This window comes from Pseudomonas sp. MRSN 12121 (genome assembly GCF_000931465.1).
Classification (GTDB): Bacteria; Pseudomonadota; Gammaproteobacteria; order Pseudomonadales; family Pseudomonadaceae; genus Aquipseudomonas.
The window spans coordinates 419,472-433,822 of record NZ_CP010892.1; the positions used below are offsets into that span (position 1 = coordinate 419,472).

Annotated in this window: 10 protein-coding genes; 5 read left to right on the forward strand and 5 right to left on the reverse strand. The window is 62.8% G+C overall.

Annotation, left to right across the window (positions count from 1 at the left end; all coding sequences use genetic code 11):
- Positions 1-22 precede the first annotated feature (22 nt).
- Entirely contained in the window at positions 23-1,138 is a 1,116-nt protein-coding gene (locus TO66_RS01865) for a bifunctional transcriptional activator/DNA repair enzyme AdaA (RefSeq protein WP_044460719.1), read from the forward strand.
- Here TO66_RS01865 and TO66_RS01870 read toward each other — a convergent pair.
- The 4 genes from TO66_RS01870 to glnA form a co-directional block, all read right to left on the reverse strand.
- Positions 1,110-1,625, reverse strand: a complete 516-nt coding sequence (locus TO66_RS01870; RefSeq protein ID WP_044460720.1) for a DUF4124 domain-containing protein — start codon at positions 1,623-1,625, stop codon at positions 1,110-1,112. The two genes, TO66_RS01865 and TO66_RS01870, sit on opposite strands and share 29 nt — an antisense overlap.
- A gap of 88 nt (positions 1,626-1,713) precedes the next feature.
- Positions 1,714-2,256, reverse strand: a complete 543-nt coding sequence (locus TO66_RS01875) for a chorismate mutase (protein ID WP_044460721.1) — start codon at positions 2,254-2,256, stop codon at positions 1,714-1,716.
- 86 nt (positions 2,257-2,342) lie between these two features.
- On the reverse strand, positions 2,343-4,382 hold the full coding sequence (locus TO66_RS01880; RefSeq protein WP_044460722.1) for a toxin-antitoxin system YwqK family antitoxin: 2,040 nt from the start codon (positions 4,380-4,382) through the stop codon (positions 2,343-2,345).
- Between the two features lie 158 nt (positions 4,383-4,540).
- Positions 4,541-5,947, reverse strand: a complete 1,407-nt coding sequence (glnA, locus tag TO66_RS01885) for a type I glutamate--ammonia ligase (protein ID WP_044460723.1) — start codon at positions 5,945-5,947, stop codon at positions 4,541-4,543.
- A 330-nt stretch (positions 5,948-6,277) separates the two neighbouring features.
- Between glnA and thiI the strand changes: the two genes are divergently transcribed.
- Complete coding sequence (gene thiI / locus TO66_RS01890) at positions 6,278-7,732, forward strand: tRNA uracil 4-sulfurtransferase ThiI (protein WP_044460724.1); 1,455 nt, start codon at positions 6,278-6,280, stop codon at positions 7,730-7,732.
- Positions 7,733-7,869: 137 nt separating this feature from the next.
- Positions 7,870-9,693 carry a translational GTPase TypA gene (typA, locus tag TO66_RS01895; RefSeq protein WP_044460725.1) on the forward strand — a complete coding sequence of 608 codons (1,824 nt, stop codon included), beginning with the start codon at positions 7,870-7,872 and terminating at the stop codon, positions 9,691-9,693.
- Positions 9,694-9,979: 286 nt separating this feature from the next.
- Here typA and TO66_RS01900 read toward each other — a convergent pair whose 3' ends face one another.
- Complete coding sequence (locus TO66_RS01900) at positions 9,980-10,420, reverse strand: YkgJ family cysteine cluster protein (protein WP_016965546.1); 441 nt, start codon at positions 10,418-10,420, stop codon at positions 9,980-9,982.
- Between the two features lie 269 nt (positions 10,421-10,689).
- On the opposite strand from TO66_RS01900, the gene TO66_RS01905 reads away from it, so the two are divergent.
- Together TO66_RS01905 and TO66_RS01910 are read left to right on the forward strand one after the other, a co-directional pair.
- On the forward strand, positions 10,690-13,140 hold the full coding sequence (locus tag TO66_RS01905; protein ID WP_044460726.1) for a glycogen/starch/alpha-glucan phosphorylase: 2,451 nt from the start codon (positions 10,690-10,692) through the stop codon (positions 13,138-13,140).
- 197 nt (positions 13,141-13,337) lie between these two features.
- Positions 13,338-14,348, forward strand: coding sequence for a class 1 fructose-bisphosphatase (locus TO66_RS01910; protein ID WP_044460727.1), 1,011 nt, complete (start codon positions 13,338-13,340; stop codon positions 14,346-14,348).
- The last annotated feature ends 3 nt before the right edge of the window (positions 14,349-14,351 follow it).

Genomic DNA, 14,351 nt, shown 5'->3' on the forward strand with positions numbered 1-14,351 from the left:
CTCTCTGGTGCTGGAGACAGCCATGGACAACGCCCCCTTGCTGTTTCAACTGCCCGACGATGACACCCTGTACCGCGCCCTGCTCGAACGCGATCCGGCCTATGACGGGTTCGCTTTCGTCGGGGTGAAGAGCACGGGGGTGTTCTGTCGGCTGACTTGCGCGGCGCGCAAGCCCAAGCGCGAGAACACGGTGTTCTTCAGTTCGATCAAGGCCTGCGTCGAGGCCGGTTTCCGGGCCTGCCTGCGCTGCCGTCCGCTGGCGCAGACCGGGGCCCAGGAGCCCCTGGTCCAACAATTGGTCGCCTTGCTGGAAAGCCATGCCGACAAGCGCTGGTATGAAGAGGACCTGATCGAGCGCGGCTTCGATCCTTCCACGGTACGGCGGGCTTTCAAGCGTCACTTTGGCGTGACCTTCCTGGAAATGGCCCGCCTGCGCCGGATTGGCGAAGGCATGCAGCGACTGGCGGGTGGCGCCAGCGTGATCGAGGCGCAGATCAGCGCCAGTTTCGATTCCGACAGTGGTTTTCGCAGCGCCTTCAGTCGGCTGATCGGCCAACCGCCGTCGAACCTGCGTGGTTGCGATCTGCTCAAGGCCGACTGGCTGCAGACCCCGATCGGGGCGATGCTGGCGGTGGCCGATGCGCAGGCGCTGCATTTGCTGGAGTTCTTCGACCGTCCGGCCCTGGCCACTGAGCTCAAGCGCTTGCAGCAGCACACCGGCTCGACCATCGGCTTCGGACGTTTTGCCCCCATCGATCAGATCGAGGACGAATTGCGGCGTTTTTTCGCCGGGGAGTCGGCGAGTTTCGTCACGCCGCTGGCGCTGAATGCTTCGGCTTTTACCCGCACGGTCTGGCAGGCACTCAGGGCGATACCGCCCGGCACCACCCGCAGTTACGCCGAGGTGGCGAACAGCATCGGCTCGGCCTCCGCCGTGCGGGCCGTGGCCCGGGCCAACGGCGCCAACCAGATAGCCATCGTGATTGCCTGCCACCGGGTGATAGGTTCCGACGGCTCACTGACCGGCTATGGCGGCGGGCTGTGGCGCAAACGCTGGTTGCTCGAGCATGAGCGGCGCCTGTATGCGCAAGTCCTGGCGCGACCGGAGCTCAGGGCCGATGTACCCGTTGCAGGGTGAAGGTCAGCGTCGGGCTTTGTTGCACCACCTGTTCGCCATCGAGCACCTGCACCGCCAGGCGGTGTTCGCCGCGGTCGAGGTTCAGCAGTTGCAGGCTCGGCGCGGTGTCGGGCTGGCCATAGGGCTGGTCGTCCAGCAGCAGGCGCAGGCGGTGGGTGCTGTGCAGGGGCGGTTGCAGGCGGACCTCGACGTTGAAGGTGCCGTTATTGGCGCGCACCACACCGCCGTTGGGTATGCCGTTCAGTTCCAGGGTGCTGTAGGTCGGGGCGCTGGCCGGCGGCAGTAGTTCGGGCTCGCTGGCCGGCGCGAGGGTGGGGCGGGGCGGGGCAATGCGGTTCAACGGTGCCAGTTCGACCGCCTGGCCCTGCACCCCGGCGGGTGGTCGGTCGCTGTAGGCGGGGTTGCCGTTAGCATCGGTGTAGCGATAGATCTGCGCAGCGGCCGGCAGCGCGGTCAGCAACAGCAGATACAGGCAGTGCAAGCGCATGGCGGCTTTCCTCGGGCGTCGGGTCCGTGGCTGCAAGGGCGCGAATGCCTCTAGCATAGGGCCGCGGACCGACACCGGGAGCGCCGCTTCAACCTTTGGACACACAAAGCTCGGCGGTGGCGCGGACCAGCGCCAGTCGGCGCAGCTCGGGCCGGTCGCCGCCATGGGTGGCCCGGGCCAGCCAGGACGGGCATTGCGGGTCGGTGCGGTAGGGGCCGAAATCGGCCAGTTGCTGCAACAGGCGTTTTTGTAACCGATCGAGTTGCGGACGGATCTGCCCGACCAGGTCCGGGCGCGGGCTGTCCGGGGCCTGGCCTTTTAATGTCCACTGCGACAGGCGAGCGTATTGCACCAGCTTGTTGGCCTCGATCTGCGCGGCGAAGAACTGCTCCACCGTGCCGCCTTCGAGTTGGTAGGCGGGTGCCAGGGCCACCGCGGCGGCAATCACTTCACGCTCGCGCGGGCGGTCTTCCACCGGCTTGTGGCTGTCCCATTTGCTCAGGGCCACCTGGTCGGCGATGGCCAGGCGTTCTTCGATGCTGCCCAGCAGCGGGGCGAGGGCGGCGGGCGCGGCACAGGCATTGCCGGCCAGCAACAGCGTCAACAGGGCGAGGCAGAGTCGTGAAGTCATGGCGGGTCTCGACGGCTTGGGGATCAATCGGCGGCCATGATGCACGCAAAACTGCGGTGCCGGGCAAGCGTCTCGGTCGAGAAGGGTCATTGACTGGCCGCAGCGGTCGCGGGCGCGCCGCAGCCGGTGGGGCTTGAAGCGATCTGCGTGGCGTTTTCGTCATAGACCAGCCGGCAGGCGCTCAAGCCGTTTTCGAGCAGCTCGCGACTCTTGATCGCGCCGTTGCGGTGATAGCACAGCTGCTCGCCGGCCAGCTTCGCCCGGTCATGATTCTTCAGTCGCTGCTGGTTGATGGTCATCCATTCGAAGCCGACCTTGTTCACCTGGCAGTCGATCTGGCCGTTGTCGTAGTAGGTGATTTCGCTGACCTTGTCGTCCGCGGCGATGACTCGTTCGCGAGTCTTGCGCCCGCTCTGGGCATCGTATTCGCGGTATTCCTGCAACTCGCCGTACAGGTAGTCGCGCTCGCTGGTGACCCTGCCTTGCCTGAACTCACGGGCCATGCCGCAGTTCTGCACCTCGGTCCGATAACTTTCGAAGCGGCAGCGCGGTGTTGCGGAGAATATCTGGCCATGCTCGTCCAGCTGGGTCATCAGGCCGATGAAGTCGCTGCCTTCGACGCGACCGACGGTAGCGGGCGAACCGTCGGCGAGGAAGGTCAGGTAGGGGCCTTGCAGGTTGCCGTTGCGATAGCTGATGTCCGACAGCAAGACCTTGCCGTCGGCGCTGTAGACCAACGAGCGGCCCTCGCGCTGGCCGTTCTCGTAGTTGTAGGAGTACATCAACTGGCCGGCATCGTTGTAGCCCTCCTGGGTGCCCCAGAGGATGCCGCCGCGATAATGCTCGATCACCCGCAGCACGCCCTTGGCGTTGGTATCGCGCAGTTCGCCGTCCATTTTGTCGGCGACGAAACCGACGCTGTGGGTATGGCCTTCGGCGGCCTTGAGTTGCCATGGGCCGCTGCGCACACCCTGGTCGAAATGACCGGTGCCCTCCGGGGTCAGCCAAAGGCCCTGGCGCTGGTCGTCGAGATAGTCGCCACGCTCGACCACCTGGCCATTTTCACGTCGTTCGCTGGGGCCATTGCGCAGGTCCCGGGCGTAAGTGACGAAGCCGCCGTCCTGGGGCGTTTCGAACTCCGCCAGGTGGATGTCCCAGCGACCTTCGCGCAGGTCGTCACGGTATTCGCCGGTCATGAAGTAGCCTTCGCTCTCATGGGAGAGGTTCCACTGGCCTTGGCGCTTGCCATTGATATAACCCCCCTGGGACCAGCTGCCCTGCGGGCCGCCAATGCCCCATTTGCCGGTGCGTTGACCCTGGGCGTAGGCGCCCACGGCAGCAACGGCGCCGGAGCCGGAGTACGCCACGCTGGGGCCATCCTCGCTCCCCGTGAAGCGCTGCGGTTCGGTTTCCCAGGCAATGCGGCTGGCCCGGTAGTTGTACAGCAGGGGGTCGCCTTCCGGCGCGGGGGCGTCGCCGCGCCAGTAGGTCACGGTGAGAAAGCGCCCATCCTTTTCGGCAAAGGTCTTTTTGTAGCTGTCCTGGTCGGTGCCGGGCGGATTGGCGCTGATGGGCTTCCCGCCCTGGTCGAAATAGCCCACCAGGGTGCCTGCCGAATGGTCGAGCTGGTCGAACTCATCGATACCCGAGTCTTCGTAGAAGACGCTGTAGTTCAGCGGTGTCAGCTGGCGCAGCGCCTGTTTCACCGTCAGGGCATCGAGCTTCTTGCGATCTTTGGTGATGCGCTCCAGGGCCGGCTGCAGTTTGTCCAGGCGCTGGTAGAGCTGGTCGTTTTCGTTATAGCGGTAGGCGTAGACCCGATACTGGCCGCCCTGTTTGAATAGCACCAGGCGGATCGGCGACTCGCTGTCCAGGGCGATGTTGAACACGGACTCGATCGTGGCGTTGCCGAAGTCGTCCAGCAGCTGCGGCTGGCTCTCCTCCGGATCGACCGAGTAATAACCTTTGACGCCGCCGGCCTGCTTGATGAAGGCCAGGGTCGCCTGGCTTTCCGTCAGGCCGGTGATCAGCGGGTGGGCCAGGGGTTTGTTGGCATAGAAGGGGGCAGCCTGGGTGCTACCGAACGCCAGGCAGGCGATCAGGCCGAGAGAACGAGTCCACTGCATACGAATCCCTTCGTCGAGGCGCCCCACAGAGGGCGCGAAAGGCGGGGATTATCCATGGATGGATCGCCCGGGGGAATGTTTCGGGCGGTTGGCGGGCCATAAAAAAGGCCTCCCGAAGGAGGCCTTTTGATCACGCCGCGTATCGCGGCGCTACCGGATCAGCAGCTGTAGTACAGCTCGTATTCCAGTGGGTGCACGAAGGTGCGGACCTTGATTTCTTCTTCGCTTTTCAGGGCGATGTAGGCGTCGATGAAGTCGTCGCTGAAAACGCCGCCCTTGGTCAGGAACGCACGACCCTTGTCCAGCTCTTCCAGGGCTTCTTTCAGGCTGCCGCAAACCTGCGGGATCTCTTTCGCCTCTTCAGGCGGCAGGTCGTACAGGTTTTTGTCGGCGGCGTCGCCAGGGTGGATCTTGTTCTGGATACCGTCCAGGCCGGCCATCAGCAGGGCGGCGAAGGCCAGGTACGGGTTGGCGGCCGGATCCGGGAAGCGCGCTTCGATACGGCGGGCTTTCGGGCTCGACACGTAAGGAATGCGGATCGAAGCGGAGCGGTTGCGCGCCGAGTAGGCCAGCATCACTGGTGCTTCGAAGCCTGGGACCAGACGCTTGTAGGAGTTGGTCGAAGGGTTGGTGAAGCCGTTCAGGGCCTTACCGTGCTTGATGATGCCGCCGATGAAGTACAGGGCGGTGTCGGACAGGCCGGCATAACCTTCGCCCGCGAAGGTGTTCTTGCCGTCTTTCCAGATCGACATGTGGACGTGCATGCCCGAACCGTTGTCGCCGTACAGCGGCTTCGGCATGAAGGTAGCGGTACGGCCGTAGGCGTCGGCAACGTTGTGCACCACGTACTTCAGGGTCTGGACTTCGTCGGCCTTCTTCACCAGGGTGTTGAACTTGACGCCGATTTCGTTCTGGCCGGCAGTCGCCACTTCGTGGTGGTGAACTTCGACGGTCTGGCCCATTTCCTCCAGTGCGTTGCACATGGCGGTACGGATTTCGTGGTCATGGTCGAACGGCGGAACCGGGAAGTAGCCGCCCTTGATGCCTGGACGGTGGCCTTTGTTGCCGCCCTCGATGTCCTGGTCGGACATCCACGAGCCTTGCTCGGAGTAGATCTTGAACATCGAGCCGGAGATGTCGGACTTGAATTTCACTTCGTCGAAGATGAAGAACTCAGGCTCTGGACCGGCGAATACGGTGTCGCCGATCAGGGTGCTTTTCAGGTGCTCTTCGGCACGCTTGGCGATGGCACGCGGGTCGCGATCGTAGCCCTGCATGCTCGAAGGCTCGATGATGTCGCAGACCAGGATCAGGGTCGGCTCTTCGGTGAACGGGTCCAGCACGGCGGTGTCGTCGACCGGCATCAGGATCATGTCGGAGGCTTCGATGCCTTTCCAGCCAGCGATGGAGGAACCGTCGAACATCTTGCCGGTTTCGAAGAAGTCTTCATCCAGCGCATCACGGGCCGGCATGGTCACGTGGTGCTGAGTGCCTTTGGTGTCAGTGAAGCGCAGATCAATCCATTTGACGTCATGATCTTTGATGAGTTGAACCGACTTCGACATAGTGTCCTCCGGGTGGCTTCGGGCGGGTGTTGGTGTGCCCTTAGAATGTGGGTGATGCCGGCGCCGATACTCGGCCATGGCAACCTGCCTCACAAGGGAGCAAATTGCATGCCAGTGCCCTGTGATGGATTTTATGCCCCAAACTCACGCATTCCGGGCGGTATTTGGGGCAAATCGGTAAATCGACGCACTGCAATGTTGCGTTTTTGCGAAGCAATGAACCATTTTGGTGCATGAAAAACCAAGTGCAGATTAATTGGTTAAACCTTGAGCAATTTCCGCTATAATCCGCGCCCCCCTTTTTCGGCTGGCCCTGCGCGCGCTGTTTTCATGAAACTAATCGTTAAAGTTTTCCCGGAAATCACCATTAAAAGCCGCCCGGTACGGACGCGTTTCATCCGTCAGCTGGCCAAGAACATCCGTGCCGTGCTCCGCGATCTGGACCCGGCCGTGGTGGTCAATGGTGTGTGGGACAACCTCGAGCTGGAAACCGCCGTCAGCGAGCCCAAGGTCCTGAAGGAAATGACCGAGCGCCTGAGCTGCATGCCCGGCATCGCGCATTTCCTGCAGGTCGACGAATACCCCCTGGGCGACTTCGACGACATCGTCGCCAAGTGCAAGCAGCACTTCGGCGAAGCCCTGGCGGGGAAAGTCTTCGCCGTACGCTGCAAGCGCGCCGGCAAGCACGAATTCAGCTCCATGGACGTGGAAAAGTACGTCGGCAGCCAGTTGCGCCGGCAGTGCGGCGCCGCCGGGATTTCCCTGAAAGAGCCGGAAATCGAAGTGCGGATGGAAATTCGCGACCAACGGTTGTTCGTGATCCACAGCCAGCACAACAGCATCGGCGGTTATCCGCTGGGCGCCCTGGAACAGACCCTGGTGCTGATGTCCGGCGGTTTCGATTCCACGGTGGCGGCGTACCAGATCATGCGCCGCGGCCTGATGGGGCATTTCTGCTTCTTCAACCTGGGCGGGCGTGCACACGAATTGGGCGTGATGGAAGTCGCGCACTATATCTGGAAGAAATACGGCAGCTCCCAGCGCGTGCTGTTCGTCAGCGTGCCCTTCGAGGAAGTGCTCGGCGAGATCCTCGGCAAGGTCGACGACAGTCATATGGGCGTCATCTTGAAGCGTATGATGTTGCGTGCCGCGTCGAGCATCGCCGACCGCCTGCACATCGACGCGCTGGTCACCGGCGAGGCGATTTCCCAGGTGTCGAGCCAGACCCTGCCGAACCTCTCGGTGATCGACTGCGTGACCGACAAGCTGGTGCTGCGCCCGCTGATCGCTAGCCACAAGCAGGACATCATCGACCTGGCCAACGAAATCGGCACCGCCGACTTCGCCAAGCACATGCCGGAGTATTGCGGGGTCATCTCGGTGAACCCCAAGACCCACGCCAAGCGCCATCGCGTGGAGCATGAAGAGAAAGAATTCGACATGGCGGTGCTCGAACGCGCCGTCGAGCGAGCCAAGCTGGTGCCGATCGATCGGGTGATCGACGAACTGGGCCAGGATTTGCAGATCGAAGAAGTCGGCGAAGCGCTGGCCGGCCAGATCGTCATCGACATCCGTCACCCGGATGCCCAGGAGGACGATCCGCTGGAGCTTTCCGGCGTCGAGATAAAAGCGCTGCCGTTCTATGCATTGAATGCACGCTTCAAGGAACTGGACCCTACTCGCCAGTACCTGCTGTATTGCGACAAAGGCGTGATGAGTCGCCTGCATGCTCACCATCTGCTCAGTGAGGGACATGCCAATGTGCGCGTTTATAGACCGAGCTAAGTGCCCGGGGCTGTTTGCCTGTGGCTTGCGTCACCGGCCCCCCGACGCCGTCAAGCTGTAACGGCAAAGCCTGACTCTCATTGTTAATCGCTGCCAGAACCTGTCAGCACACCGAATCCTCTGATCGAGATACACAAGTGATCGAAAATCTACGCAACATCGCCATCATTGCTCACGTTGACCACGGTAAAACCACCCTGGTAGACAAACTCCTGCGTCAGTCCGGCACCCTGGAGCGCAACGAGCTCAACGACGAGCGCGTGATGGACTCCAACGACCAGGAAAAAGAGCGCGGCATTACCATCCTGGCCAAAAACACCGCCATCAACTGGAACGGCTACCACATCAACATCGTGGACACCCCGGGCCACGCCGACTTCGGCGGCGAAGTAGAGCGCGTAATGTCCATGGTCGACTCCGTGCTGCTGCTGGTCGACGCCCAGGACGGCCCTATGCCGCAGACCCGCTTCGTGACCAAGAAGGCCTTCGAAGCCGGCCTGAAGCCGATCGTCGTGATCAACAAGGTCGACCGTCCGGGCGCGCGTCCTGACTGGGTTCTGGACCAGATCTTCGACCTGTTCGACAACCTGGGCGCCACCGACGAACAGCTGGACTTCAAAGTCGTCTACGCCTCGGCCCTGAACGGCATCGCCGGTCTGGACCACACCGAAATGGCCGAAGACATGACCCCGCTGTACCAGTCGATCGTCGACAACGTACCCGCGCCAAGCGTCGACCGTGACGGCCCGTTCCAGATGCAGATCTCCGCTCTGGACTACAACAGCTTCCTGGGTGTGATCGGCGTTGGCCGTATCGCTCGCGGTCGCGTCAAGCCGAACACTCCGGTTGTCGCCATCGACACCGAAGGCAAGCGCCGCAACGGCCGTATCCTCAAGCTGATGGGCCATCACGGCCTGCACCGTGTGGACGTCGAAGAAGCCGCTGCCGGCGACATCGTCTGCATCAGCGGTTTCGACGAGCTGTTCATCTCCGACACCCTGTGCGACATCAACACCGTTGAGGCGATGAAGCCGCTGACCGTCGACGAGCCGACCGTTTCCATGACCTTCCAGGTCAACGATTCGCCGTTCTGCGGTAAAGAAGGCAAGTTCGTGACCTCCCGTAACATCAAGGAGCGTCTGGACAAAGAGCTGCTGTACAACGTTGCACTGCGCGTTGAAGAAGGCGACTCGGCCGACAAGTTCAAGGTTTCCGGCCGTGGTGAGCTGCACCTGTCGGTTCTGATCGAAACCATGCGTCGCGAAGGCTTCGAGATGGCTGTAGGCCGTCCGGAAGTGATCATCCGCGAAGTGAACGGCACCAAGCAGGAACCGTTCGAAAACGTGACCATCGACATCCCTGAAGAATCCCAGGGCAAGGTCATGGAAGAGATGGGCCTGCGTAAGGGCGACCTGACCAACATGGCGCCGGATGGCAAGGGCCGTGTACGCCTGGAATACAACATTCCAGCCCGTGGTCTGATCGGTTTCCGTAACCAGTTCCTGACCCTGACCAACGGTGCAGGCATCCTGACCTCGATCTTCGATCGCTACGACACCATGAAGTCCGGCCACATGTCCGGCCGTCTGAACGGTGTTCTGGTATCGGTAGAAACCGGCAAGGCGCTGACCTACTCCCTGGAAACCCTGCAGGCGCGCGGCAAGCTGTTCGTCGAGCACGGCCAGGAGATCTACAACGGTCAGATCGTCGGCCTGAACAGCCGCGACAACGACCTGGGCGTGAACCCGACCAAAGGCAAGAAGCTCGACAACATGCGCGCTTCGGGCAAGGACGAGACCATCGCCCTGGTTCCGCCGGTTCGCTTCACTCTGGAGCAGGCCCTGGAATTCATCCAGGACGACGAGCTCTGCGAAGTGACGCCGAAGTCCATCCGTCTTCGCAAGAAGATCCTGGACGAAGGCGAGCGTACCCGCGCTGCCAAGAAAGCCAAGGCCAACTAAGCCCGGCTGAATGAAAAACGCCCCCGGTCGCAAGGCCGGGGGCGTTTTTTTTCGCCTGCGAAAAAGGCGCTGTCCGATATCACCGCTGTAGCCGCTGCCGAGCTCCAGCGAGGCTGCGATCGGCTGCGCAGCAGTCGTAATCCAGGCACCGCCGAGCTTCAGGTGTACCGCGTCGTATGGTTTTGCGACTGCTTTGCAGCCGATCGCAGCCTCGCCGAGGCTCGGCAGCGGCTACAGGGCTACAGGGCTACAGGGCTACAGGGCTATAGGGCTACAGGGGATGGGATCAGAAGCGTTCCAGGGTCCGGCTGCTGGTGTTGGTCGGGCGTTCCAGCGGCTTGGGCTTGTAGGCGCAATAACCCGGGCGCGGGCCGATCTTCGGGTGGTTGCGACAGGTGTCCGGGCGCTTGTCATAAATGGTGCACAGGCGGCTCTTACGATCCAGATACAGGCAGTCGTTGTTGCTCATGCGCTGCAGGGTGAAGATTTCGGACTTCTGGTTGTAGCGCTCGACTATGCCTTCCTTTTGCAGGCGCTTGGCGATGTTCTTCGCCGGCTCGCCACGCTCGAACTCGTCGACGATGCCGATGCGGATCAGGTCCTTGATCTTGACCTCCACCGGCAGGGTGCAGCAGCTGGACATGCAGGAGCCGCACATGGGCGCGGAATATTTGGCCCAGGTATCGAGTCGGTCGATTTCCGCGGCGGCGATCAGGTTGGACTTCATCAGGCGTGTTTCCAGCGTGTGTATCAGGGCGCGCGATCATACCGGGACGGGCGGATGCTTGAACAACCATTTAACGGAATTTACCCCCGGCCACGGGGTTTCCGGCGGGCGGCACGGCATCTGCATCCCTTTGTGCCAGCCGCTGCGGGAAATGCCGCCTGTGTTCGGGCAATTGCACAACGCACCGAACCAGAGCCTTTGGCTCCTGTCAGACCGACTAGGCTCAGACAATTCCATGCTCACTGTCTCTCTCGCTCGAGGTCCTATCCATGACTGAGGAACTGCAGGTTCGTGACGCTGAGGTGGCCGCTTTTCGCGACGCCGTGTTGAACAAACTCACCTATGCGGTGGGCAAGGACCCGGATCATGCCTTCGACCATGACTGGTTCGAGGCCATCGCCCTGGCGGCGCGCGATCACATGGTCGAACACTGGATGGACCACACGCGGCAGATCTACCGCAAGGGCCAGAAACGTGTCTATTACCTTTCCCTGGAATTTCTCATCGGCCGCTTGCTGCTCGACAGCCTGAGCAACCTCGGCCTGCTGGACGTGGCGCGCGATGCCCTGGGCGAGCTGGGCGTCGACCTGGAGCGCATCCGCCAGCTGGAGCCGGATGCTGCGCTGGGCAACGGCGGCCTCGGGCGCCTGGCGGCCTGTTTCATGGAGAGCATGTCGACCCTGGGCATCGCTGGCCACGGCTATGGCATCCGGTATGAGCATGGCCTGTTCCGCCAGGCCATCGTCGACGGCTGGCAGCAGGAGCAGACCGAACACTGGCTGGATTTCGGCAACCCCTGGGAGTTCGAGCGGCCCGAGGTGATTTACCCGATCGGCTTCGGCGGCAGCGTCGAGACCGTCACCGACGAGGCCGGCCATGCCCGGCAGGTCTGGTGGCCGGCGGAGACCGTGCGTGCGGTGGCTTACGACACCCCTGTGGTCGGCTGGCGGGGCGCCAGCGTCAATACCTTGCGCCTGTGGCGGGCGCGGGCCATGGAAGAGCTGCACCTGGAGCGCTTCAACGCGGGCGATCACCTGGGCGCGGTGGCCGAAGTAGCCCGCGCCGAAAGCATCTCGCGGGTGCTCTACCCGGCGGACAGCACCGAAGCCGGGCAGGAACTGCGGCTGCGCCAGGAATATTTCTTCGTTTCGGCCTCGCTGCAGGACCTGCTGCGCCGGCACAAGAACATGCACGACTCGGTGCTCAGCCTCGGCGAGCACGCGGCGATCCAGCTCAACGATACCCACCCGTCGATCGCCGTGGCCGAGCTGATGCGCCAGCTCGTGGACTTGCACGGTATCGCCTGGGAAGCCGCCTGGCAGATCACCGTCGAGACCCTGGCCTACACCAACCACACGCTGCTGCCCGAAGCCCTGGAAACCTGGCCGGTGGGCCTGATGGAACGCATGCTGCCGCGGCACATGCAGATCATCTACCTGATCAACGCCCAGCACATCGATTCGCTGCGGGCCAAGGGCATCCATGACTTCGACGTGCTGCGCGCGGTGTCGCTGATTGAGGAAGACAACGGGCGCCGCGTGCGCATGGGCAACCTGGCGTTTCTCGGCTCCCACAGTGTCAACGGCGTGTCCGGCCTGCACACCCAGCTGATGCGTAGCACGGTGTTCTCCGAGCTGCACAAGCTCTACCCGGAGCGGATCAACAACAAGACCAACGGCATTACCTTTCGCCGCTGGCTGTACCAGGCCAACCCCCAGCTGACGCATATGCTGGTCGAAGCGGTGGGGCCGCAGGTGCTGGATAACCCCGAGGAGCTGTTGCAGGGGCTCGAGCCCTTCGCCGACAAGCCGGCCTTTCGCAAGCAGTTCGCCGAGCAGCGCCTGCACAGCAAGCGCGCGCTGGCGGCGATCATCCACGAGCGGCTGGGTATCGCGATCAACCCGGCGGCCCTGTTCGATGTGCAGGTCAAGAGGATCCACGAATACAAGCGCCAGTTGCTCAACCTGCTGCACACCGTGGCGCTGTACCAGGCGATCCGCGCCGAGCCGGAAACCGACTGGGTGCCACGGGTGAAGATCTTCGCCGGCAAGGCCGCGGCCAGCTATCACCAGGCCAAGCTGATCATCAAGCTGAGCAACGACATCGCCCGCACGGTGAACAACGACCCGACCGTGCGTGGCCTGCTCAAGGTGGTGTTCCTGCCCAACTACAACGTCAGCCTGGCGGAAAGCATCATCCCGGCGGCGGACCTGTCGGAGCAGATTTCCACCGCCGGTTTCGAGGCGTCGGGCACCAGCAACATGAAGTTCGGCCTCAACGGCGCCCTGACCATCGGCACCCTGGACGGGGCCAACGTCGAGATGTGCGAGCGGGTCGGCGCCGAACACATGTTCATCTTCGGCCTCAGCGCCCAGCAGGTGGAGTCGCGCAAGCGTAACGGCGAGTTCAGCGCGGCGCCGGACATCGCCGCCTCGCACCGGCTCAACGATGTGCTTCAAGCGATCCGCGGCGGGGTGTTCTCGCCGGACGACCCGGCGCGCTACACCGGGCTGGTGGATGCGCTGATCGACTATGACCGCTTCCACGTGTGCGCCGATTTCGATTCCTACTGGAGCGCCCAGTTGCACGTCGAAGAGCGCTGGCGCGACCCAAATCAATGGTGGCGCTCGGCGGTGCTCAACAGTGCGCGCATGGGCTGGTTCTCTTCGGACCGGACCATCCGCGAGTATGCCGTGGAGATCTGGAAGGCGCTGGAATAGGCGGGGTAGAGCCGGCGCCGGGGAGCCGCCCGGCGTCGGGGCGGGGGCCCCGGGCAACGGCTATAGGTCGGATTTCGGGCTACGCTCAACCCCGCGCATGAACTCTCTATGGCGGATCTCGTCTCATAGGAGGCAATGCGCCCCGACTCGCGTTAAACTGCGCGGGTTTTTTACCCCCCATTCCTCCGGAGCCTTCCATGTCCCGCGTTACCCTGAGTCGCTATTTGATTGAGCAGACCCGCAGCAACAACACTCCTGCCGATCTGCGCTTCCTGATCGAAGTGGTGGCGCGTGCCTGCAAGGAAATCAGCCACGCCGTATCCAAGGGCGCCCTGGGTGGCGTTCTGGGCAGCATGGGCACTGAAAACGTCCAGGGCGAAGTGCAGAAGAAGCTCGATGTGCTCTCCAACGAGATCCTGCTCGAAGCCAACGAATGGGGCGGCCACCTGGCCGGCATGGCGTCCGAGGAAATGGACAATGCCTACCAGATCCCGGGCAAATACCCGAAAGGCGCCTACCTGCTGGTATTCGACCCGCTGGACGGCTCGTCGAACATCGATATCAACGCGCCGGTCGGCACCATCTTCTCCGTGCTGCGTTGCCCGAACGAATACCTGAGCCAGAACGAAGCCTTGAACGAAAAGGCCTTCCTGCAGCCAGGCACCCAGCAGGTCGCCGCCGGCTACGCCATCTACGGCCCGCAGACCATGCTGGTGCTGACCCTGGGCGACGGCGTCAAGGGCTTCACCCTGGATCGCGAGATGGGCAGCTTCGTACTGACCCACGAGAACCTGACCATTCCTGAGAGCACCCAGGAGTTCGCCATCAACATGTCCAACCAGCGCCACTGGGAAGCCCCGGTCGGGCGCTACGTGGGCGAGCTGATGGCCGGCGAGGAAGGCCCGCTGAAGAAGAACTTCAACATGCGCTGGGTCGCCGCGATGGTGGCCGACGTGCACCGCATCCTGACCCGTGGCGGCGTGTTCATGTACCCGCGCGACAGCCGCGAGCCGTCGAAGCCGGGCAAGCTGCGCCTGATGTACGAAGCCAACCCGATGTCTTTCCTGGTCGAACAGGCGGGCGGCGCCGCGACCGATGGTCACCAGCGCATTCTCGACATCCAGCCCGAAGGCCTGCACCAGCGCGTAGCGGTGTTCCTCGGCTCGAAGGAAGAAGTGGCCCGCGTGACGGCCTACCACAAGGAATAAATC